A 22,070-nucleotide genomic window follows, 5' to 3' on the forward strand; every position below is an offset into this window, starting at 1 on the left:
ATCAATTATTATTCATCATTGATCATTTACATTGAAATTTTTAATCATAATTCCTGCACACAACGAGGAAAATAACCTTCCGTTTACTTTAGATTCTTTACAACAGCAAAGTTTTAAGGATTTTAAAGTAGTGGTTGTTAATGACGGTTCAACTGATTTAACTTCAGAAATCATTAAAAAATACACTCTTCAGGATTCCCGATTTGAAACCATTAATTTGGAAAAATCGCTTCATCAACCAGGCTCAAAGGTGGTTGCGGCTTTTAAAAACGGTTTACAAACTCAGGATTTGAATCAATTTGATATTATTTGCAAGTTTGATTCAGATATTATTCTGTCTGAAAATTATTTACAAACTGTCGCAGATTCTTTTGTGAAAAACCCTGATTACGGTTTGGTTGGAGGATTATTGTATGTTGAAAAAAACGGAGAATGGGTGTATGAAGGGAATTCCAATAAACATCATGTTCGCGGTCCGATGAAAGCTTACCGAAAGGAATGTTTTCTTCACATGGGAGGCTTGCGAGAAACATTGGGTTGGGATAATATTGATGCAATTCTTCTGCAAAATTTAGGTTGGAAAGAAATTGTTCTTCCGGATTTACATGTGAAATTAATCAAAGTAAAAGGTGCAGATTATACCATAAAACCGGCCGATTATTATGGCAGATATTTTTATTTCTTAGGCTTAAATCGTTTTCTGACTTATGTTGCGGCAGCTAAAGAAGCCGCAAAAATAAAATCGCCTTCATTTCTATTTCAGATTATCAGTTCATACGAAAAATGCAAATCTCAAAATCTTGAACTGAAAATTTCTAAGAATGAACAAAAAGTAATTAATCAGCAACGGTGGAATCAGTTTAAAAAGAAATGGTTTAAAATGTGACTTATTTTAAATTTTAATAGGAATGGGCTTTAGCTCGTTTAAAAAAATAGAATCATCTCATTGGCTTTAGCCTAAACTTAACATCTAAATTTTAAATTTTCATTTTGAAAAAAATAGCTTACATAGAAATCGATACTCATGCAGAAATTGTTGCCGATTTTATGAATTTGATGAATGATTCTAAAGAATTTTCTGTGGACTATTATTTTTCTGAACGAATTAGAAATCAGATTAATACTCACGGTGTACCTGTTTTTTTGTCAGATAATTCGATGATTTTAGATCAGCTTAAATCTAAGAAATATGACCTGGTTATTATTGGAACAGTTCATCGATATTTCAATACTTTTTTGAATATAACCAATAAATATAAAACAGCTGTAATTGTTCATAATCTTAATTTTTCAAAGGCTTCCAAATTAGATTTAATTAAAAATGTTTTCAAAGAAGATGTTATTTACCGATTGAAATTGTGGTGGAAAGAAGGTTTATTTAATGCTTCAAAAGTGTACAGAAAATCAAAGCATCTTTTAGTTTTAGATAAAGAATTTTTTTCTCAGAAATATCAGTTTTTACCACTTTTTTACACCAAAGAATTTACTCAAAATAAGAATGAAAGATTAATAATTGTAATTCCGGGTGGAGTTTCTCAAAAAAGGCGCGATTATCGACATGTTTTAAAGATAATCCAAAAAACGGAGGGTACTGAAAATATTGAATTTGTTTTTTTAGGCAAAGCAAAAGGAGAGGAACTTGAAGCTATTGAGAAAATTTCTAATCATTTTAAAATCAAGTATTTCAAAGAAAGAGTTTCTCAGGAAGATTTTGAATTGTGGATGAAAAAAGCAGATGTTTTGTGGTGTCCAATTCAACAGCAAACCGAATTTTTCAGCCAAAAAGAAGTGTACGGAAAAACAAAAATGACCGGAAATATTGGTGATGCAATAAAGTTTGGTAAAATCGCAGTTTTCCCTGCAAATTACACTTCAAATCTTGACTTTATTGTTACCGAAAAAGAAAATGTTATTGAGCAGTTTTACGAATTGCAGAATTTTAACTATGATTTTCAGAAAGAGTACAGCAAGCAAGACGTTCTCAAAAATTTAGAAAATCTTCTTCAAAAGCTTACTTAAATTTCAGAAGACTTTTGATAAATCTCATGTTCAGATAATCTTCAATTGGGAATATTTTGGTGAAATGATTGCCAATAAATATTAATACTAAAACGACTGCAGGTTTATAGACTAAATTGATAAAATTATTATCAAAAACCGGCAAAACAATTGCCACCGTAATAGCCAAAGTACAGATAATCGACACAAAAATCATTTCAATAGAAAAAGGGGAAACCTTGAACACGAAATAATTGAAAATAACTTTAATAAGATTATAAATAGTAACTGAAATTGCGGTTGATAGAGCGATTCCAATCAGTGAGAGATCGGTGTGGTGGATGAAATACCAGTTTAAGCTAATCGTTAAACCAGCCAATAAAAGCATCACGATAATATTGAACTTGTAATATTTTGAAAGCGAGATAATGTTGCCATTAAAACCGGTCGCTAAATCCATTAAAACAGCAGAACCCCAAATCCAGATTACGGGTTCATACATTCTCAATAAATCTCCTTTATTAGGCATAAAATGCGTTAGATACGGGAATCCAACCATAATACATCCAAACAATACAGCTCCCAAAAAATAAATCGTTAATGATGTTTTTTTATGGAATCTGTCGAGATCTTCCATATCTCCATCAGCTAAATTTTTTCGGATGATGGGTGCAGAAATATTAAATAATCCTAATTGCGGAATTGAAATCAAAGAAATAAGAGCCAGTAAAATGCTATAAACCGCAATTTCCTCTTCACCAATAAACTCACCAATCATATAATTGTTGATCGCCATATGATTTCCGAAAGTTCCTAAAAACCCAAAGAAACTATAAGCTGCAAATTCTTTATAAAAATTATCTTTTTTAAAGTAATCTCTGCTAAAGTCAAGTTTTATTTTGTCTAGTTTGTTAGTGTAATAAATGTAGCCTGTGAGCATTAAAGCGAACATTCCGAAGAAAAATGCTAATGCAATTTGCTCTGAAAACTGAAAATAAAAGAACAGGCAGAAAGATCCTAAGTTTGCTAATTTAGGTAAAAGATTATCGAAGATATTAGAAACAACAATCCTTTTATAATTGGAAATATATCTGTTGAAAATTGCGCACAAAGAAAGCGTTAAGACAAGCGGTAGAATGTACTTTTTACTTTCCCAGATTTTCATTTTGGTGAATTCAGGAAAAACAGTTGGAATGAGAAAAAAAACAATTAGAAAGATTAAAAAATTAATAGAAACCAATGCTAAAGAAAGAGACAACATGTTTTGGTGTTTGTCGTCTTCATGAGCCTTTCCAAAAAACTTTACATTCGAATATGAAATTCCCAACACCACAAAAGGAACCAGCATTTCGGCAGAAGACATAATGAGTCTTAGTTTTCCGTAGAAAAAAAGGTCATTGGTGAAAATAAAAATAGAGAACATCCCGATCAACGTCGCGACATACCCGATAATGGAATACTTAAAACCCTGCCTTGCAACTACACTCATACTTAGATTTTATTGATTTTTAGTAATGAAAATGATGTTGTTGATGTACTCTGTTTTATTTTTTTCGTCACTGATGTTTTTTAGTAAAATCTCTTCGGTCAGTTTTTCGAGGGTAAATGTTTTTCTGTTTAAATAATGGGCTTCAAAACCCCAGTTTTCGACTTCGGAAATTTCGTTCCAGATGGGTTGGCTGTGGTGTCTTTGTTCCATTTCAACCATTAAAGTGGGTTTGAATTTTTGTATGGTATCTTTTCCTCCAAAAAGAGTTTTCATTTCGTTTCCTTCTACATCGATCTTGATAAAATCTATTTTTTTGATGTTTTTAGATTTCGCCCAGTCATCCAGTTTTACAACTTCTACGGTTTCTGTATAAGAGTTTTCTTCGTCTTTTTCTTTGTAAGAAGTATTTAAAGTACCTCTTGAAGCAACCATTTTTCCTTTAATAATCGGAACTTTAAATTGTGCTGTCGTATTTTCGTCAGAAAGTGCTACAGAAGAAATGTGCATCGTCGGGAAAAGTCTTTTCAGTCTGATGTTGAGCTTTTTATTGGGTTCAAAAGCGTAAATGTTCTTGTGATTGATCTTGTTTTCAAACTGGTAAAGAAAAGTTCCTACATTGGCTCCAATGTCAAAAATTACAGCGTCGTTTTGTAAATATTCTTTAATCCAAACCAGCTCTGGCTCTACATTACGACCCGAAAAATTTTCTTTGGTAAGATTTTTTAAACTTTTAAAATATCTCTGTTTATAAAAACTTGGGCTGATGTACTGTAGTTTTTCTGCGAGTTGCTGGTATAAAGACATTGTATGGAAATTTGACGACCAGCAAAGGTAATGAAAAATGTTAAATTGTTGTTAAAAATATTTAATTGTAACGATTTGATTATCAGTATTTATTTTGCTTTTGTTTAATTTTTAAGATTTGAAATTGAGGTATCCAGAAAATCATTCAAAGGTTTTGCGGCTTCAAATATTTTTGAAATGTTTTTTACGGCATTTTTTTCCATCAAATCTTTATTGGTCATATTGTGTACGCCAATGAAGCTTTTCAGTTTTAAAAATTCTCCCATCGGGTCTTCTTTTTCAAAGCCTTGCGGAACGTTTTTTAGCTTGTGTTCCTGATCGAGTTCGGTATAATATTTTTTAAAATCTTTATCATCAATTGCTTTCAGGAAATCATCTTTAAAAAGAGAAATTTCTTTTCTGATTTCTTTTAAAACAGGAGAGTCTGGTAAATAAATTCCGCTTCCCAAAAAAGATTTTCCGGGTTCTACATGAAGGTAAAATCCTGCTTTAAAATTCATTTTTCCCATTCCTAATGACGCACCAAAATAGGTTTTGTAAGGTGTTTTATCTTTTGAGAATCTTGTGTCACGATAAATTCTTAACAAAGATTTTTTAGCATCAATTTTTAAAATATGTTCATCAAATTTTCCCATCTCGGTAATTAGTTCTTCAGTGAAATTCTGAAAATCTAACTGTGCTTCAGTAAAAAGATTTTTATTGTCATTAAACCATTCTCGGTTGTTGTTTTTCTCAATAAGTTTTAAGAAATCGAATACCTTGGATGAAATTTGAGATGCCATATTTAAAATTTTAATCAAATGTAAATAATAATATTTGAAATAATTATCACGTAAGTTTTCATTATTTCATAATTATTAATGGATAAAACGTATTATCTGTTAATTGTGGCTATAGTTGAAAAATTTTTAAATTAAAAATAAAAAAGGTGTAGTTTTTTTGTCTAAATATAAAAATGATTGTGTTTTTCTAAAATAAAATTATCAATTCGTTAATATTATATAATTCAATATTCAAATAAAAACTGTATCTTTGCAGAAATTTTATAATATTTAATGAATTTATTTACGGAGACCAATTTAAGTCCTGATATCCTTAAGGCCATTGGCGAACTGGGTTACGAAAGCCCGACAGAAATCCAAAAACAGACTATCCCTTTCATTCTTTCAGATATTCGCGATCTAATCGCACTTGCGCAGACAGGGACAGGCAAAACAGCAGCGTTTTCGCTTCCGATTTTGGATATGATTGACGATACGAGTCGCAAAATCCAATTTTTGGTGCTTTGTCCGACACGAGAATTATGTCTTCAAATTACAAAAGACATCAAAAATTATTCAAAGTACATGCAGAACATCAAAACTACAGCAGTTTATGGTGGAAGCAGTATTATGGATCAAATTCGTTCTTTAAAGGACAAGCCACAGATTATTGTGGGAACTCCAGGAAGGGTAATCGATTTGATTAACAGAAAGGCATTAGACTTTTCTGCAATTCACTGGTTGGTTTTAGACGAAGCAGATGAAATGCTTTCAATGGGTTTCAAAGACGATTTGGAAACCATTATGAAAGAAACTCCTGAAACAAAACAAACTTTCTTGTTCTCGGCAACGATGAGTAAAGAAGTGGAGCGTATTTCTAAAAATTATTTGACAAACCCTCACCGTATTTCTGTGGGTTCTATTAACGAAGTTAAGAAGAACATCAAGCATTTCTATTATGTAGCTGGTTATCGTCATAAGAAAGAGGCTTTGAAGAGATTAATCGATTCAAACCCTAATCAATACTCAATTATCTTCTGTAGAACAAGAATGGAAACTCAGGAAGTTGCTGATTTCTTGATGCAGAATGGTTATGCAGCAGATGCTCTTCATGGTGATCTTTCTCAAGCGCAGAGAGATACAGTAATGAAGAAATTCAGATTGAAAAATATCGATATTTTGGTAGCAACAGACGTTGCTGCAAGAGGTTTGGATGTTGATTCATTAACTCACGTTGTGCATTTCTCTTTACCAGATGATCCTGAAGTATTCGTTCACAGAAGTGGTAGAACGGGTAGAGCAGGTAAAGACGGTATTTCGATTTCTTTAATTAAGCCTGAAGAAAGTAGAAAATTGAAGCAAATCAAGTCGGTTACAAAAATTGACATTACTGAAGCTAAAATTCCTAGTGGTGAAGATGTAATTAAAGCTCAGGTTGCTGGTGTTTTTGAAAACTTACTTGAAGTACACGAAGATTTCTTTGATTTTAATGATGCTTTAATTCCAGATCTATCAGCTTTCACAAAAGAAGAGTTGGTGCACAAATTACTTCAGTTCCAATTAAAAGATCTTGCTTTGTATTACAAAGACAGACATGATTTGACTGATCAGAAATTGAGCAGCAGAGATGATGATAGAGGTGGAAGAGATCGTGATAGAGGAAGAGACAGAGATCGTGACAGAGGAAGAGACCGCGACAGAGATAGAGGCCCTAGAGGAGATCGTGACGGAAGAAGCGACAGAGGAGAAAGAAGAGGTGATCGTGGTGGAAAACCAAGACAAAGAGACGAAAATATGACTAGATTTTTCTTCAATCTTGGTAAAAAAGATCAATTGAAAAAACTAGATGTTTTGGAAATCATCAACAAAGCAACTTCAAGCAAAGGTAACAAGAGAGCGGAGATCGGTAATATCGAGATCCTTGAAAAATTCTCTTTCTTTGAAATTGAAAAAGGATTTAAGAATGAGCTTTTAGGGAACATTCAATCAATGAAATTCAAAGGAAAAGATATGAGAGCTGAAGAAGCTAACTAATCTTATTCTAAGCATACAAATTAAGCCGGCATTTTTGCCGGTTTTTTTTATTTGAATTTTATTTAAACAATTGTTTAAAATGTTGATTCCAAAGCTTATACAGAGATGCTGATTGTTGTAGAGTTTTATATGAAAAAATATTAATTCAATGTGAACAAAAATTAACGCTGGATGCTTTTTGGTAAGATGGTTTTTTAAGAAATTTGCACACGAATTTATAAACACTATAAAATGGGCATTGGTAATATTTTCCACGCTTTTCAACCGAAAGATAAAATCTTTTTTGTGCTTTTCGAAAAAGTTACAGATAACTTGGTTGCTATGTCTAACGATTTTAATCACGGAATCAAAGATTTTGATCTTAATGATGATTCTATGCTTAAATTAATGAGCGACTACGAGCACAAAAATGATGAGCTTACTCACGAGATCTTCGTTGAATTGGGGAAAAACTTCATTACACCTTTCGATCGTGAAGATATTCACACATTGGCGACTGGTCTAGATGATATCGCAGATTATATCTATGCTTCGGCAAAGTATATTTTCCTTTACAAATCTCCTTTAATGAAGGCTTATGCAGATTTTTCATTATTGATTTACAAAGCTTGTCTTGAGATTCAGAATGCAATGAAAAACCTTAAAGGTTTCAAAAATATGGAGCAGGTAAAAGAAGCTTGTATTAAAGTAAACTCTATAGAAAATATTGCAGATGATCTCCTTTCAAATTCTATGGTAGAATTGTTTGAAACTAATGATGCCATTAATATTATCAAAATTTCATCAGTATTAAATTACCTTGAAGTAGTAACCGATAAAGCAGAAGATGTTGCCAATACCATTGAAAACATCATGATTAAATACGCTTAATTAATAATTATAATTAACAAATGGAATTTCCGATTTTACTTATAGTTATTATTGCATTGGCTTTAATCTTTGATTACATTAATGGTTTTCATGATGCGGCAAACTCTATTGCAACTATAGTTTCTACAAAAGTTTTAACTCCTTTTCAGGCTGTACTTTGGGCAGCCGTTTGGAATTTTGCAGCGTTCTTTATCGCGGCTTATATTATTGGAGAGTTTAAAATTGGTAATACGATTGCCAAAACAGTCAACGAGAACTTTATCACACTTGAAGTGATATTTTCCGGTCTTGTTGCAGCAATTTTATGGAATTTGCTGACGTGGTGGTTTGGTATTCCTTCTTCATCATCACATACATTGATTGGAGGCTTTATAGGGGCTGCTTTAATGCACGCTTTTATGATGGATTATCATGATGTTGTTGCAACTCAACCAAACTTAGGAACTTGGGAAACTTTTAAAGAGGCGGTCAGTCAGCTTACCCATCAGAGTGTTGTGAAGTTTGATAAAGTAATTCCTATTTTCTTATTCATTTTTATGGCTCCGGTTATTGGAATGATTATCTCGATTATTATTACTTTAATTATCGTTCACCTTTATAAAAAATCTAATCCTTACAAGGCTGATAAGTCTTTCAAAAGATTACAGTTAGCTTCATCAGCTTTATTTAGTTTAGGACATGGCTTAAATGATGCACAGAAAGTAATGGGAATCATTGGTGCAGCGGTAATTTATTATCATGTTAATATATTACAAGATGGTTATTTACAAATTGCATCTGCAGATCGTTTTAATTATTTTGCTAAAGATTATCTTTGGGTTCCTTTGGTTTCTTTCGTTGCGATTGCTTTAGGTACTATGAGTGGTGGTTGGAAGATCATTAAAACAATGGGTACTAAAATCACAAAAGTTACTTCTCTTGAAGGTGTAAGTGCGGAAACTGCAGGTGCAATCACCTTATTTGTAACCGATCATTTTGGTATTCCTGTTTCTACAACACACACGATTACAGGTTCTATCATTGGGGTTGGTCTTACGAAAAGAATCTCTGCTGTGCGATGGGGAATCACCGTAAGTCTTCTTTGGGCTTGGGTATTAACAATTCCAATTTCAGCAATTGTTGCAGGAATTACTTACCTAATCGTTACATTTCTTTTTTAAATAGAAAAATTTTTAAATAAATAAAAAACTTTGCTCAAATGGGCAAAGTTTTTTTGTTACAATATTCTCGTTAATCATGTTATTGTTTTGATGACTGCAAAAAATCTTTTCGAGGATTATCGTAAAAGCTCTCGACGACTTATATAAATATTGATAGCTTTTTAAAATTCTTACTTAGCTTTTTCAAATCTGATTGTTTTAGTTAAAATTTCTTTCGTAACGATAATAAAATTTTGTCCAAATAGACAGAGTTTTTTTTGTTTAAAACCACTCAGAAAATCGTATTTTTGTTCAAATTATTAGATTTTATGGAATTCTTAGACACCTACCAACAGATTGTTGCTGATGCTATTACTAAATATACTTTTAAAGACAAACCAACAGAATTGTATGAGCCGATGAATTATATCATCTCGCACGGTGGCAAGCGTCTCCGTCCGATTATGGTTTTAATGGCGTGTGATTTGTTTGGTGGTGACCAAAAAGAGGCAATAAAACCTGCTTTGGCAATTGAGTTTTTCCATAACTTTACCTTAATCCATGATGATATTATGGATGAAGCTCCGCTAAGAAGAAATAAGCCGACTATTCATACCATTCACGGTCTAAATACTGGGATTCTTTCAGGAGATGGCTTAATGCTTAAAGCGTATAAGTTTTTTGAAGATCTGGAGCCTGAAATTTTTAAAGCTTGTGTAAGAATTTTCACGCATACAGGTTTACTTCTTTGCGAAGGTCAACAGTATGATATTAATTTTGAAACTCAGGAAAATGTGACGTTTGAGGATTATATCAGAATGATTACATATAAAACCGGAGTTTTGAGTGCTTCGTCGTTTGAGATTGGTGCTATGATTGCTAAAGCGCAGTTTAAAGATGCAAAAGCAATCTTCAATTTCGGAAAACATATTGGTATCGCCTTCCAGATCATGGATGATTATTTGGATGTTTTTGGAGATCAGGCTCAGTTTGGTAAAAAACATGCAGGAGATATTTACGAGAACAAAAAAACGGTACTTTATCTTCTCGCAAGAGAGCATGGAACTGAGGAAGAACGTAAAGAATTAGATTACTGGTATTCTAAAAAGACCGATAATATCGATAAAGTGTACGGGGTAGAAAAGATTTTCAGAAGAACAAAAGTGGATGAGAAAGCATTACGTTTAATAGAGAAACATAACGAAATTGGACAAAGTTATTTGGCTAAAATAAACGTTCCCGAAGAAAAGAAAAAACCATTCACCGAATTGGCAAACTACCTTTTGAGAAGAGAATCATAATTTGATAGTTCGTCAATTTGAAAATTTGAAAATGAATAAATCATAGTTTTTAATTTTCAAATTGACATATTCTCAAATTTTCAAATTGACTGAATGAAATTCCGTACAGAAGTTGACATAAAACTATCGCAGAAAAAAATTGAAATTGAAGATAAAATATTTTCAATAGGTTCTTGCTTTGCTTCAGAGATTTCTGATTTACTTCAGAAAGGTCAGCTTCAGACGGTAAACAACCCTTTTGGAACGATTTTTAATCCGTTTTCAATTAATAATTCAATTAAAAAACTCCATGATTCAGAATTTTATTATGAAGATGATTTGATTGTTTATGATGATGAGTTTATTTCTCTGGATCATCACACGAGTTTTGATACTCGATACATTCACCAGACTTTAGATAAGATTAATTCTAAAATAGAAGAAGGAAACCGTTTTTTACAGGAATCCAATTGGGTAATTATTACTTACGGAACTTCATTTATTTATGAATTTGAACCTAAAGAAAAACTGGTTGCCAATTGTCATAAAATTCCACAAAAATTCTTCGAAAAAAGACTTTTAACGAATCAGGAATTAAATGATTCTATTTACGACACAATTATTAATCTGAAAGATATTTGTAAAGAAGATGTACAGATCCTTTTTACAGTTTCACCCGTGCGTCATACCAAAGATGGAATGATTGAAAATCAGTTGAGTAAATCTAAGTTAATCACATCGATTCATGAGGTGATTTCTCAATTTGAAAACTGCCATTATTTGCCAATTTATGAGATTGTAATGGATGACTTGCGCGATTATAGATTCTATAAAGACGATTTAATACACCCTAATTCTCAGGCTATTAATTATATTTTTGAAAAATTTGGGAATGCATATTTTTCGAATGAAACTAAAGATTTTATCAAAGAAAACTTTAAAATCAATAAAGCTTTAGAACACAGAACTGAGGACGAAAAAAATCCAAAATTCATCGAATTTAAAGAAAAACTGAATCAGAGAATTGAAGCTCAAAAGCAAAAAGTAAAGCATAAAATATTTTCTAATGATTGATTTTACAAAACTTGATTATCTGAAGATAGGAAATGAAAGACAAAAAAGAGCGTATGAAGTTCTTACAAAATATAAAATATTCACCGTCTTAGATTATTACTCACCCATTTTAGCTGGAACAGTCCCTATAGAAATTGATGTGGAAGGAAGTGACTTAGACATTATCTGCGAGCTGGATTTTAAATTTGAGGAAGATTTCTTAGATGATATTGCATTTAGTAAAATTATTCCGTTTGAAGAGGATGTAAAAGTAGAATACCCGATTATAAATGGTGAAAACTCTATTGTAATAAATTTTATGGTGGAAGAATTTCCAATCGAAATTTTTGCACAAAATAAACCAACAATACAACAAAATGCTTATTGCCATATGATTGCAGAATACAAAATACTGCAGGAAAAAGGAGAGAAGTTTAAACAAAAAATTATTGATCTTAAGAAAAAAGGAATCAAAACCGAGCCGGTTTTTGGGATACTTTTAGGTTTAGAAAATCCCTACGAAGATCTTTTAAAATTTTAAAAATAATGATTGATACACATACGCATTTATATGCCGAAGAATTTGATGAAGACAGAAAAGAAACTATTCAGAGAGCTTTAGATAAAGGGATTACTGAGTTTTATCTTCCGGCTATCGATTCAGAATCGCACGAGAAAATGCTTCAGTTAGAAAGCGAATATCCTAATCGTATTTTTTCGATGATGGGTTTGCATCCCTGTTATGTAAAACCAGAGTCTTGGGAAAAAGAGCTTGAATTGGTAAAAAATTATTTAGACCAAAGACATTTTCCTGCAATCGGAGAAATAGGAATTGATTTGTATTGGGATAAATCGACTTTATACATCCAGGTAAAAGCTTTTGAACAACAGATAGATTGGGCTATTGAGAAAGATTTGCCAATCGTAATCCATACGAGAGAAAGTTTTGACGAAACTTTTGACGTTTTAGAAAGAAAAAAACACCCGAAATTAAGAGGGATTTTCCATTGTTTTTCAGGAAATCTTGAGCAAGCAAAACAGGCTTTAGATTTGAATTTTATTTTGGGAATCGGTGGAGTAGTAACCTTTAAAAATGGGAAAATTGACCAGTTTTTAAATGAAATTCCATTAGATAAAATCGTTTTAGAAACAGATTCTCCATATCTTGCACCCGTTCCTTTCAGAGGTAAAAGAAACGAAAGCTCATACCTAGATTTGGTTGCTGGGAAGTTAGTGGATATTTACCAAAAAGATTTTGCGGAAATCGATAGGATTACCACTGAGAATGCGAAGAGAATGTTTAAATAAAAGTATCTACTAAAAGAATGAACAAACTAAATACATGAAGAATAATCATATCATGAAACCTGTGATGTTCTTGATTTATTTTACGGTTAATTTATTATTTGTTATAAAATATGGGGTGAGGCAAGATAAAATTGATGTATCAGTTTTGGTGGGTATTTTTGCATTGTTTCATATCTTAATTTATAAATCGAATCAATTTTTCATTAATAAACTCAAAATCACAAAAACATTTTTGTATCTGTTTTTAGGTGCTGTGGTTTTTATTTTTATATTATTATGTCATTTAATTGATAGCCCATATAAAGTAAATATTGACCGCTGGCAAACTATTGAGTATTGTTTAAAAGATTGGCTCAACGGAGATTTCTTTTATGATAAACCTAATTTTATAGGTCAAATGCCGTCTTATCTTCCCGGGCAGCTTCTTGCGGCAGTAGGTTTTTATTTAGTAGGAAATGTTGGCTATCTTCAGATTGCTGCGTTTATTATATTTGTTGCCTCAGTTTTTAGTTTTTTTTCAAATAATAACATCCGATTTATTGCTTCTTTTTTGCTAATTATATCATTATCTTTTATTTATGAGATTGTGTGTAAAAGCGATTTTATATCATCATTTATATTCACCATTGCTTTTATTGTTTTTTGGCATAAAAAATTCTCAGATAATTATTTTGCAAAACCACTTTTACTGGGAATTATTTTAGGCTTTCTGTGTCTTACAAGAAGTCTGGTTATCATTCCAATCATATTATTTCTTTTAAATCCTTTTTTTAAAGCAAACAATTCTGAAAAATTAAAATCTGTTGTTGGTTTTTTAATGAGCTTTAGTTTTCTTTTATCAACCGTTATTTTACCGGTCAAAAGTTTTGAGTATCTTCAGGAATTTAACCCGCTTAAAACACAAGGGCAGGGAAGTGGGTATATTATGTTGATATTTTTAATTGTGACAGTTGTAATCTCTCGTTTCGTTCAAAACATTCAGCAGATATTTTTTTATTCTGCCATTATATATTTTCTCTTAATTGGAAGTTTTCTCATAGAATCTTCATTAAGCGGAATTGTCTATAATAATTTAGGAATTACTTATTTGGCTTCATCACTGCCATTTGCTATTATTGGTTATGCTTATTGTTTATCAGATAATCTGGCTAAAACCACAAACTAAAAATTTATTATCATTAAACATGGAGTTTATTAAAAAGAATTTTCATTATTTATTATTACTTTCCTCGGTTTTCTTCTTAGGAAACCCTTCTAAATTTCCTTCAGATGATGGATTTTTCTATCCTCAGATTGCTTATAATATCATGAATCATGGTTTCATGGGATTTAATGATTTATATCTTACCAATGGATTTCATCCTTTATGGATGGTTTTTTGCGTGATAGCAGAATTGATTAACCCTTCAGATAAGTTTTTTGCATTAAATATCTTGTGGCTTTTTCAGGTTTTATTAATCTTATTTGGATATATTCTTTTAGAAAAGACCATTTTAAAAGAAAGTAAAGTCGGCAAAATTCTGAGCTTAGGGTTTTATTGTTTTATGTTTTTTAGCCTCGGAACGCTCTATTTAATCGAAGCACATCTTACATTTTTTACTTTTAGCTTGATCATATTTTTCATGTGCAGGAAATTTACCAATGATCTTGCATTTGGGGTAATTTGCAGTTTGGTCTTTTTAGCAAGATTAGACCATGTTTTTGTGCTGATACCTTTTGGCTTTTTATATTGGAATTTCAGAAAATGGAGCATCAAAAGTTTTGTGAAAATGCTTATTGGTTTTTCAGTTTTAGCAGTTCCTTACATCATATCTAATTACTATTATTTTGATGCTGCTGTGCCAATTAGTGGAAGAATAAAGAGTTCTTTTCCCCATATTCAGCAATATATGGATCTTGGTGTATTTCAAAAATTATTTACTCTTGTAGGTGTTTTATATTTTGTTTTTTTATGTTTCAATAAAAAAGACACTTTTAGAGCCATAAAATTTTCTTTTTTAATAGGCAGTTTACTACAACTATTTTATAACTTATTGTTTCAATCTGAAATAGGGCAGTGGTATTTTGTTTCTCAAATGTTTTTTTGTGGTTTATTTATTTACGACATTGCCAATAGCTTCTCTAATAAGACTTTTGAGAAGTTATCATTCGATAAAATTATCTTTATGGTTGCTTTGATTTTTGTTTGTGGAATTGCTTGGTTAAAGCTTACAACGAGTTTTAGTATTCAGAATAATGTTTTTGCAAGCCATTCTAAATTTGAAAAAAAATCGAATGACCTTGTACGGCAAACTGCTCAAGAATTTGAACAAAACATTCCAAAAAAGACACGCATTTACGTCTATGATTTCCCGGGTAAATTTGCTTTTTATTCAGATTTTAATGTCATTCCTGCAGATGGATTGGTAGCGAATAAATTATATTTTAATGATATGAGATCAGGTAATTTCAAAAAATTTATGATTAAAAATAATATTGAATACCTTCTTTTTCCAACTCATTTTCACACGAAGCATCAGACACAAGGCTTTCTGGCGCTTCATGTAGATAGCCGTACTGACGATTATGTTTTTAAACTAAGAAATACCTTAAGAAAAACAATTATAGACAGTCTGAAAGAAAGTGAATTGACTAAAATAAAATCATATACCAACCCGATAAAAACTTGGCAACCACAGTATGATTCTGTATCAGTTTTTAAATTGAAAAACTAAACTGTATTTTGCAATAAAAAAAGTCATTCAGGTTTTCTGAATGACTTTTTTTATTATTTCTTTCTAGCGAAATTACTTTTATTATTTGGCTTTTTAAAACCAACATCTTTTCTCTGTTGACCAGGATTTGCTGGCTTTGGTCTCGGTGTAAAAGGTTTGTTGTTTGAATCTCTTTTCTCAACAACCAAATTGTCGGTATGGAAAGGATGGTCTTTTATCACAGGAATTTTCATCCCGATTAGTTTTTCGGTATCCTTTAGGTTTAAAAGGTCTAATCCGTCTACGAAAGACATTGAGCTTCCTTCTGAGCCTGCACGACCTGTTCTTCCAATTCTGTGAACATATGTTTCAGCAACATCCGAAAGTTCAAAATTGACAACGTATTTTAACTCGTCAATATCAATACCTCTTGCTGCAATATCTGTAGCAACCAAAATTCTTGTTTTACCAGATTTGAAATTGCTTAATGCATTTTGTCTTGCATTCTGAGATTTGTTACCGTGAATCGCTTCTGCAGAAATTTTATGTGCCTGTAATTTTCTTGCGATTTTGTCTGCTCCGTGTTTTGTTCTTGAGAAAACCAATACAGAACCCGAAATTTTATCTTGCAAAATATGAGTAAGCAAATCGAGCTTATTCTCTTTATCTACAAAATAAACAGATTGCTTAATGGTTTCTGCGGTAGAAGAAATAGGTGTTACAGATACTTTTATCGGGGTATTCAGAATAGAATCTGCCAATTTCTGAATTTCAGTAGGCATTGTTGCCGAAAAGAAAAGTGTTTGTCTTCTTTGAGGTAAAAGTTTAATAATTCTTTTTACATCGTGTACAAAACCCATATCAAGCATTCTGTCGGCTTCATCCAAAACAAAAATTTCAAGATTTTTAAGTGAGATAATTCCCTGTGCAATAAAATCTAGTAATCTTCCCGGTGTTGCTACCAAAATGTCAACACCTTTTCTCAAAGCTGCAACTTGATTTCCTTGTTTTACACCACCAAAAATTACCAATTGTTTTAAAGGTAAATTTTTTCCGTATGCGTTAAAACTTTCTTCAATTTGTATTGCTAATTCTCTTGTTGGAGTAAGAATTAATGCTTTAATATGATTGCCTTTAGGGCCTTTTCTTTCGGTAAGATTTTGTAAAATTGGGATAGCAAAAGCCGCTGTTTTTCCTGTTCCCGTCTGTGCTGTACCAAGTACATCTCTCTGTTCTAATATTGAAGGAATTGCTTGTTCCTGAATTGGTGTTGGTTTTTCGTAACCTTGAGTTTGAAGCGCATCTAAGATAGGCTTAATTAATTTTAAGTCGGTAAATAACAAAATATATGTTGTGTATTAAAATAATGCGGTCGAAGCAGTATACTTCATCATTTTTTAGCAGATCTGCTAAAGTTTTTTTAACAGAGTTTTTAAGTAAAATCATTTACTATTTGGCTGAGAATGCCGCGAAATATAGTACAAAGATAGTGTAAATAAATTTAAGAGTAATTATTGTACCTTTTTCCACTCTTGATCATGCTTCAAATCTTCAAAAAATTTGTAAACTGCACTTAATTTTTCGGTTCCTCTTTTTCCGTAATCTTCAATCTTTTTAGATGATCCATCATTAAACTTTACTCTAAGATAAGAGGTCGGCATATCTGTAATATTGCGTGAACCGTATTTTTCATTAAGACTTTTTATATCTAGGTCGTCAAGAAGTGTAATCAGTTTTTTGTAATCTGATTCTTTAATGGTTGTTTTAAAAGTTCCTTCTCTAGGTTTATCAAATTCCCCCTTTGAAAATTCTTTAGAAAAATTAAAATGTTCGGCTTCCAAAACAGCTGTTCGGTCAGGATTAATAGTCATTTTAAAAATCGGACAAGAACCGAAACAAGCTCCAGCTTCATATTCTATAGTTGAATACTTTGACGACATTTTTTGTGAAGTACATGAGAACAGAATGATTATTGAAAATAGACCTAGTAGATATTTCATTGTTTTTTATTTAGTATGGATCTTTCAATAAGTATTCCAAATAAAAAGAGAAACCTTTTGAGTTTCTCTTGTGTGTTTTAATTAAATCTATATCCTACACCAGCTTGCAGAAAGCCAATTTTTGTTTCAAAACCATTTTTGTGCGTGTCAAAAAAGTTGAAATTGTATCGCGCGTCAACAAAAATTTTATCTGTTATTTTATATTCTGCACCAAGAAAAGGGAAGAGGTTTAGCGTTTTATAGCCAACTAGATCCTGAGAATCTGTACCATTTACAATTCCATCGGTTTTAACTTTTTCAGAAAGATTAAAACCGAAATTCATTCCTGCAGAAGCAGAAAATTTTGAAATAAAATAGTATTTTACAGAAACAGGAACCTGAATCTGAGTAAATTGATAATTAAAATCAACAGTTCCCATTTCTACAATTTCGCTACCAACAAGCTGTACCAACGGAAGAGAATCTGTACCACCAACCTGAGTGTATAAAACTTCAGCCTGAATGCCCACTTTTGATGAAAGAGGTTTTTCTGCTACGAATCCTGCATAGAAATAGGATCTCGAATCTAGTTTATCATCAAAAAATTTCATGTTGGATAAGGAATAACCTGCTTTTACGCCAAATTTAAAATTTGCATCAGAGGTAGATTTTTGAGTTTGAGCACTAATAAGTCCCGAAATTGTGACTGAAAGGGCTAAAAAAAAATTCTTAGTCATAATTTTTTTTAATTTAATTTAAAAATGAAACGGAGAATTCTAAAAGAAATTGTGCTGCAATCAAGGATTACAGCACAATATTATTTCTAGCCATGCAATTGTTTCCAAATGGCATCTTTCAATTCCATTAAACCTTCTCCGGTAACGCCTGAGAAAAATAAAGGTTTTTTGTTTTCTGGGAATTCTGCTGCGATTTCTTTTTTCAATTCATCATCCAAAAGATCGGCTTTAGAAACAGAAATAATAAAGTCCTTATCTAAAAGCTCAGGATTATATTCTTTTAATTCATTCTCCAAAATTTTAAACTCCTGAAAATGGTGTTCAGAATCTGCAGGAATTAAGAATAATAAGATTGAATTTCTTTCAATATGTCTTAAGAATCTGTGACCAAGACCTTTACCTTCAGCAGCTCCTTCAATAATTCCCGGAATATCTGCCATTACAAAAGATTTATAATTTCTGTAATCAACGATTCCTAAATTGGGCGTTAAAGTAGTAAATGCGTAATTGGCAATTTTTGGTTTTGCGGCAGAAACAGAAGCTAAAAGTGTAGATTTTCCTGCATTTGGGAAACCTACAAGACCTACATCAGCTAAGATTTTAAGTTCGAAAACGATGTAACCTTCCTGTCCGTCCATTCCGGGTTGTGCAAAACGGGGAGTTTGGTTGGTAGATGATTTGAAAAACTCATTTCCCTTACCACCTTTACCACCTTCCATCAAAATGATTTCCTGTCCATCTTCCAGAATTTCACCTACAACTTCTCCTTCTTCATTTTTAGCAATCGTTCCAATAGGAACGTTGATATAAACATCTTCTCCGAAAGCTCCAGTTAATTGGTTTTTAGCTCCGTTTTGTCCACGTTCAGCTTTAACGTGACGGGTATAACGAAGCGGAAGTAAAGTCCATTCGTGGGCATTTCCTCTCATGATAACGTGACCTCCACGACCACCATCTCCACCATCAGGACCTCCTTTAGGAATATATTTTTCACGGCGAAGGTGAGCAGAACCTCCACCACCGTGACCACTTTTACAATGAATCTTTACGTAATCTACAAAATTTGACATATATTTTTAACTTAGGATTTAGGGCTTAGAGCTTAGGATTTAGCGTAAACAACTATTACCTAATTCCTAAACCCTAATTCCTTATTTTACTTTTTCTACTTCAGCAAAAAGTTTTTCGGAAATCTCGTTGATTTCTCCTACACCGTTGATCTCTACATATTTACCTTGTTGTTTGTAAAGCTCGGCTACTTCAGCTGTTTTTGCGTAGTATTCTTTTATTCTGTTTTCAATGATTTCTACATTGCTGTCATCAGATCTTCCGCTGATTTCGCCTCTTTTCAATAATCTTTCAACCAAAATAGTGTCTTCAACAACTAAAGAAAGACAAACATCAATATTATCATTCAGTTCTTCTTTCACTATTTTTTCCAAAGCTTCTGTCTGCACCGCAGTTCTAGGATATCCGTCGAAAATAAATCCTGCAGCATAGCTTGGTTTTCTGATTTCGTCAATCAGCATATCTGTTGTTACCTGATCCGGAACCAATTCTCCTTTATCGATAAAAGATTTTGCCAATTTTCCCAAGTCGGTATCATTTTTCATGTTGAATCTGAAAAGATCACCTGTTGAGATTTGCTTTAAATTAAATTTCTCGATTAAGTTTTGCGCTTGAGTACCTTTTCCACTTCCTGGAGGACCGAAGAGAACAATGTTTATCATAATGTTGTTTTGCTTTGGGCAATGGGCAATTTGCTTTTGGCGGTTTGCAACTTTGCTTTCAGCTTTTTTAGTTATTATTAAATTTATTTCTTTATTTTACTTTTTTAAGCTAAAAGCTGTGAGCTCATAGCCAACAGCGTTTAATGGTTGATTTGTCCGTCTTCCAATTGGTATAGATTCGATAGGTTTCTACCCAGTTCATCATAATCCAATCCGTAACCCAAAACAAATTTATTTGGAATTTCTTTTCCAATATAATCTAACTTGAAATCTTTCTTATAAACTTCAGGTTTCAATAAGAATGAAGCAATTTTTACAGATTTCGGACGTTGCGTTTCATTAAAATATTTAAAAAGACTTTCAACGGTGTTTCCTGTGTCTACGATGTCTTCTACAAGAATGATGTGACGGTCTCTTACATCTTTCGTTAATTCCATTTTCTGATACACAATCCCAGTAGATTCTGTTCCTGCATAAGAACTCATCTGAATAAAAGCGATTTCGCAAGGTCCGGGATAATGCTTAAGAAGATCGGAGAAAAACATGATAACACCGTTTAATACACCGATGAAAACAGGTACTTCATCTTTGTAATCTTCATAGATTTTTAATGCGGTTGCCTTTACAATTTCCTGAATTTCGGCATCCTTTAAATAGGGAACAAAAGTTTTGTCGTGAACTTGAATACTTTCCATAAAATTTTTCGTAGAGCGCAAAGTTACGGATTTTTGATTAGAATATTTTTAAGTAGAGTATAGTTGTTTTATTTTTCTCAATATATAATGTGAAATTGTTTTGTTAATGACGTCTTTTTAGGTCATAAAATCTACAAATAAGGTATAATACTAATCTATTATGTTTAAAAAAATAATTTTAATCTCTATATATTTTTGATTTGTTCATTATTTTTGTACTCAGTAAACATTTTCTATATATGGGTAATAAATTTTCTGACAACAGCCAAATAGGACTCGTTTCTTCTTTTTCTGAATTGATAAATACAAATTTTCAGGGAGCGATGAATGCAATCTGCTGGAACAGAAACTTGAGTGGAGATTTTAAAGAAATTGTTTCTAAGCTTCAATTGAAAGAAAATATTACAGAAGTTTCTATTGAAAATCTTTTAGCACTGCAATTATCAGAACAAGGCAGTGTAGCAAGAGAAAATATTTTAAATGACTTACAGTTATTAACAGATTTCGGAGCATTACCCTCTCTTAATTTACTTAAAAATTACGAACGAGATGAAGAGTTTGATTTCATTTCTACAGATGTATATTCTTTTCATATAGATCGTTCATCTATTGGAACCGATACTTTTTTATGCACTTATCATGGTGTTGCAAGTGATATTATATCCAACGATGAAGTTGAGCAAAAAATCTTAATTCCCGAGGTGAGAGAAAAGCTTAAAAAATTACATGATGGCCCGGAATCTGAATTTGAAACCTTCCTAAAAGAGTATTTCTTTGATCTTCATTATCAAGCAAAATTGAATGCAAAACCTGTCAATTTAGGTGTAGGAAATCTTTGGCGATTGGCGGTAGATCATCCTTTACAAGAGGTTTTGCCTTGTGTTCACAGAGCTCCTGTGGAAAATGATGAGGAGTATCGGTTACTGTTGATTTGTTGATGACTGAAAAACCACACTCTTTAGGTATGGTTATGTTTAATGTAATTTGATTTTTTTACTTTCCGATACAGTATCTATAAAAGTGTTTGTTGATGGTTGTTTACACAATACAAGGTGTACAAAAGTGGTACACAATTAAGATGCTGCAACATCTTTTTTTTCTACTTTACCGCACGAATCTCGTCATCGCAAACACCGATGAATAAAGGATTTTAGCTATTTTAGAGGTAAAATAAAAATGGCATTTGTGCTACTTTTGTACACCTCAAGCCTTATAAACAAATGAAAATTAAATAGTTAACATTTCCCGACTGAATCTCTGATAATTAATAGATTCCGCCTGTACACCTCAATTTTCATCTATTTACAGAGAAAATAGTTAAGTACTTATGTGCAAGCTTTATAATGATCAGAACAATTTCTTGCTTGTTCAATGAAAATTTCGGAAAATTTTCAGAATGCCAAATATACCATGCAGTAGTTGAATGATTTAATTATGCTAAAAAGCAATAAATTTAATGAGCCACTTAATGTTTTTAATCGGCTCATTAAAGTGTGCTTT

General features: G+C 32.0%; 21 protein-coding genes. 12 read left to right on the top strand and 9 right to left on the bottom strand.

The features are described 5' to 3' along the window. Positions 1–31: 31 nt before the first annotated feature. Both B5X64_RS08405 and B5X64_RS08410 read left to right on the top strand, forming a co-directional pair. Complete coding sequence (locus tag B5X64_RS08405; RefSeq protein ID WP_079464800.1) at positions 32–886, top strand: glycosyltransferase family 2 protein; 855 nt, start codon at positions 32–34, stop codon at positions 884–886. 104 nt (positions 887–990) lie between these two features. Continuing rightward, a complete protein-coding gene (locus tag B5X64_RS08410) occupies positions 991–2,019 on the top strand; it encodes a glycosyltransferase family protein (protein WP_079464801.1) in 1,029 nt (342 codons plus the stop codon). On the opposite strand, the gene B5X64_RS08415 is transcribed toward B5X64_RS08410, so the two are convergent. The 3 genes from B5X64_RS08415 to B5X64_RS08425 form a co-directional block, all read right to left on the bottom strand. Beyond that, positions 2,012–3,487, bottom strand: coding sequence for a lipopolysaccharide biosynthesis protein (locus tag B5X64_RS08415; RefSeq protein ID WP_079464802.1), 1,476 nt, complete (start codon positions 3,485–3,487; stop codon positions 2,012–2,014). The two genes, B5X64_RS08410 and B5X64_RS08415, sit on opposite strands and share 8 nt — an antisense overlap. Before the next feature lie 9 nt (positions 3,488–3,496). Then, positions 3,497–4,291 carry an FkbM family methyltransferase gene (locus B5X64_RS08420; protein ID WP_079464803.1) on the bottom strand — a complete coding sequence of 265 codons (795 nt, stop codon included), beginning with the start codon at positions 4,289–4,291 and terminating at the stop codon, positions 3,497–3,499. 104 nt (positions 4,292–4,395) lie between these two features. After that, positions 4,396–5,073 carry a DUF2461 domain-containing protein gene (locus B5X64_RS08425; protein WP_079464804.1) on the bottom strand — a complete coding sequence of 226 codons (678 nt, stop codon included), beginning with the start codon at positions 5,071–5,073 and terminating at the stop codon, positions 4,396–4,398. 273 nt (positions 5,074–5,346) lie between these two features. Between B5X64_RS08425 and B5X64_RS08430 the strand changes: the two genes are divergently transcribed. The 9 genes from B5X64_RS08430 (at position 5,347) to B5X64_RS08470 (ending at position 15,450) form a co-directional block, all read left to right on the top strand. Further along, positions 5,347–7,086, top strand: a complete 1,740-nt coding sequence (locus tag B5X64_RS08430; protein ID WP_066676587.1) for a DEAD/DEAH box helicase — start codon at positions 5,347–5,349, stop codon at positions 7,084–7,086. A gap of 231 nt (positions 7,087–7,317) precedes the next feature. Then, entirely contained in the window at positions 7,318–7,956 is a 639-nt protein-coding gene (locus tag B5X64_RS08435) for a DUF47 domain-containing protein (RefSeq protein WP_066676585.1), read from the top strand. A gap of 20 nt (positions 7,957–7,976) precedes the next feature. After that, positions 7,977–9,116, top strand: a complete 1,140-nt coding sequence (locus B5X64_RS08440; protein ID WP_079464805.1) for an inorganic phosphate transporter — start codon at positions 7,977–7,979, stop codon at positions 9,114–9,116. Positions 9,117–9,424: 308 nt separating this feature from the next. Next, a complete protein-coding gene (locus B5X64_RS08445) occupies positions 9,425–10,396 on the top strand; it encodes a polyprenyl synthetase family protein (RefSeq protein ID WP_079464936.1) in 972 nt (323 codons plus the stop codon). Between the two features lie 93 nt (positions 10,397–10,489). Next, complete coding sequence (locus tag B5X64_RS08450) at positions 10,490–11,449, top strand: GSCFA domain-containing protein (RefSeq protein ID WP_079464806.1); 960 nt, start codon at positions 10,490–10,492, stop codon at positions 11,447–11,449. Beyond that, positions 11,442–11,969, top strand: coding sequence for a DUF4269 domain-containing protein (locus tag B5X64_RS08455; RefSeq protein WP_079464807.1), 528 nt, complete (start codon positions 11,442–11,444; stop codon positions 11,967–11,969). Before B5X64_RS08450 ends, B5X64_RS08455 begins: the two co-directional genes overlap by 8 nt. 5 nt (positions 11,970–11,974) lie before the next feature. Beyond that, positions 11,975–12,736, top strand: a complete 762-nt coding sequence (locus B5X64_RS08460; RefSeq protein ID WP_079464808.1) for a TatD family hydrolase — start codon at positions 11,975–11,977, stop codon at positions 12,734–12,736. Positions 12,737–12,770: 34 nt separating this feature from the next. Continuing rightward, positions 12,771–13,901 carry a hypothetical protein gene (locus tag B5X64_RS08465; protein ID WP_079464809.1) on the top strand — a complete coding sequence of 377 codons (1,131 nt, stop codon included), beginning with the start codon at positions 12,771–12,773 and terminating at the stop codon, positions 13,899–13,901. A 19-nt stretch (positions 13,902–13,920) separates the two neighbouring features. Then, positions 13,921–15,450 carry a hypothetical protein gene (locus B5X64_RS08470; RefSeq protein ID WP_123920930.1) on the top strand — a complete coding sequence of 510 codons (1,530 nt, stop codon included), beginning with the start codon at positions 13,921–13,923 and terminating at the stop codon, positions 15,448–15,450. A 53-nt stretch (positions 15,451–15,503) separates the two neighbouring features. Here the strand turns inward: B5X64_RS08470 and B5X64_RS08475 are convergent, their stop codons facing one another. From B5X64_RS08475 to B5X64_RS08500, 6 genes are all read right to left on the bottom strand, one after another. Continuing rightward, the gene (locus tag B5X64_RS08475) at positions 15,504–16,772 is read right to left on the bottom strand and encodes a DEAD/DEAH box helicase (protein WP_079464811.1); all 1,269 of its coding nucleotides are present in this window, start codon (positions 16,770–16,772) and stop codon (positions 15,504–15,506) included. 168 nt (positions 16,773–16,940) lie between these two features. Next, a complete protein-coding gene (locus B5X64_RS08480) occupies positions 16,941–17,429 on the bottom strand; it encodes a DUF6438 domain-containing protein (RefSeq protein WP_079464812.1) in 489 nt (162 codons plus the stop codon). 77 nt (positions 17,430–17,506) lie between these two features. Beyond that, on the bottom strand, positions 17,507–18,145 hold the full coding sequence (locus tag B5X64_RS08485) for a porin family protein (protein ID WP_079464813.1): 639 nt from the start codon (positions 18,143–18,145) through the stop codon (positions 17,507–17,509). A gap of 86 nt (positions 18,146–18,231) precedes the next feature. Continuing rightward, entirely contained in the window at positions 18,232–19,215 is a 984-nt protein-coding gene (obgE, locus tag B5X64_RS08490) for a GTPase ObgE (protein ID WP_079464814.1), read from the bottom strand. A gap of 81 nt (positions 19,216–19,296) precedes the next feature. Beyond that, on the bottom strand, positions 19,297–19,875 hold the full coding sequence (locus tag B5X64_RS08495) for an adenylate kinase (protein ID WP_079464815.1): 579 nt from the start codon (positions 19,873–19,875) through the stop codon (positions 19,297–19,299). A gap of 140 nt (positions 19,876–20,015) precedes the next feature. After that, positions 20,016–20,570: a phosphoribosyltransferase gene (locus B5X64_RS08500; protein ID WP_076561538.1), complete on the bottom strand. Its 555-nt coding sequence runs from the start codon at positions 20,568–20,570 to the stop codon at positions 20,016–20,018. Positions 20,571–20,809: 239 nt separating this feature from the next. Between B5X64_RS08500 and B5X64_RS08505 the strand changes: the two genes are divergently transcribed. Then, a complete protein-coding gene (locus B5X64_RS08505; protein WP_079464816.1) occupies positions 20,810–21,508 on the top strand; it encodes a DUF1826 domain-containing protein in 699 nt (232 codons plus the stop codon). Positions 21,509–22,070: the final 562 nt, after the last annotated feature.

This window comes from Chryseobacterium balustinum, assembly GCF_900168205.1.
Taxonomy (GTDB): Bacteria; Bacteroidota; Bacteroidia; order Flavobacteriales; family Weeksellaceae; genus Chryseobacterium; species Chryseobacterium balustinum.

Excerpts from the sequence above, each read along its gene's own strand:
- B5X64_RS08455 (WP_079464807.1), top strand. The coding sequence starts at position 11,442 with ATGATTGATTTTACAAAACTTGATTATCTGAAGATAGGAAATGAAAGA.
- B5X64_RS08445 (WP_079464936.1), top strand. The coding sequence starts at position 9,425 with ATGGAATTCTTAGACACCTACCAACAGATTGTTGCTGATGCTATTACT.
- B5X64_RS08430 (WP_066676587.1), top strand. The coding sequence starts at position 5,347 with ATGAATTTATTTACGGAGACCAATTTAAGTCCTGATATCCTTAAGGCC.
- B5X64_RS08450 (WP_079464806.1), top strand. The coding sequence starts at position 10,490 with ATGAAATTCCGTACAGAAGTTGACATAAAACTATCGCAGAAAAAAATT.
- B5X64_RS08495 (WP_079464815.1), bottom strand. The coding sequence starts at position 19,875 with ATGATAAACATTGTTCTCTTCGGTCCTCCAGGAAGTGGAAAAGGTACT.
- B5X64_RS08415 (WP_079464802.1), bottom strand. The coding sequence starts at position 3,487 with ATGAGTGTAGTTGCAAGGCAGGGTTTTAAGTATTCCATTATCGGGTAT.
- B5X64_RS08470 (WP_123920930.1), top strand. The coding sequence starts at position 13,921 with ATGGAGTTTATTAAAAAGAATTTTCATTATTTATTATTACTTTCCTCG.
- B5X64_RS08425 (WP_079464804.1), bottom strand. The coding sequence starts at position 5,073 with ATGGCATCTCAAATTTCATCCAAGGTATTCGATTTCTTAAAACTTATT.
- B5X64_RS08500 (WP_076561538.1), bottom strand. The coding sequence starts at position 20,570 with ATGGAAAGTATTCAAGTTCACGACAAAACTTTTGTTCCCTATTTAAAG.
- B5X64_RS08440 (WP_079464805.1), top strand. The coding sequence starts at position 7,977 with ATGGAATTTCCGATTTTACTTATAGTTATTATTGCATTGGCTTTAATC.
- obgE (WP_079464814.1), bottom strand. The coding sequence starts at position 19,215 with ATGTCAAATTTTGTAGATTACGTAAAGATTCATTGTAAAAGTGGTCAC.
- B5X64_RS08485 (WP_079464813.1), bottom strand. The coding sequence starts at position 18,145 with ATGACTAAGAATTTTTTTTTAGCCCTTTCAGTCACAATTTCGGGACTT.
- B5X64_RS08480 (WP_079464812.1), bottom strand. The coding sequence starts at position 17,429 with ATGAAATATCTACTAGGTCTATTTTCAATAATCATTCTGTTCTCATGT.
- B5X64_RS08505 (WP_079464816.1), top strand. The coding sequence starts at position 20,810 with ATGGGTAATAAATTTTCTGACAACAGCCAAATAGGACTCGTTTCTTCT.
- B5X64_RS08435 (WP_066676585.1), top strand. The coding sequence starts at position 7,318 with ATGGGCATTGGTAATATTTTCCACGCTTTTCAACCGAAAGATAAAATC.
- B5X64_RS08460 (WP_079464808.1), top strand. The coding sequence starts at position 11,975 with ATGATTGATACACATACGCATTTATATGCCGAAGAATTTGATGAAGAC.
- B5X64_RS08465 (WP_079464809.1), top strand. The coding sequence starts at position 12,771 with ATGAAGAATAATCATATCATGAAACCTGTGATGTTCTTGATTTATTTT.
- B5X64_RS08420 (WP_079464803.1), bottom strand. The coding sequence starts at position 4,291 with ATGTCTTTATACCAGCAACTCGCAGAAAAACTACAGTACATCAGCCCA.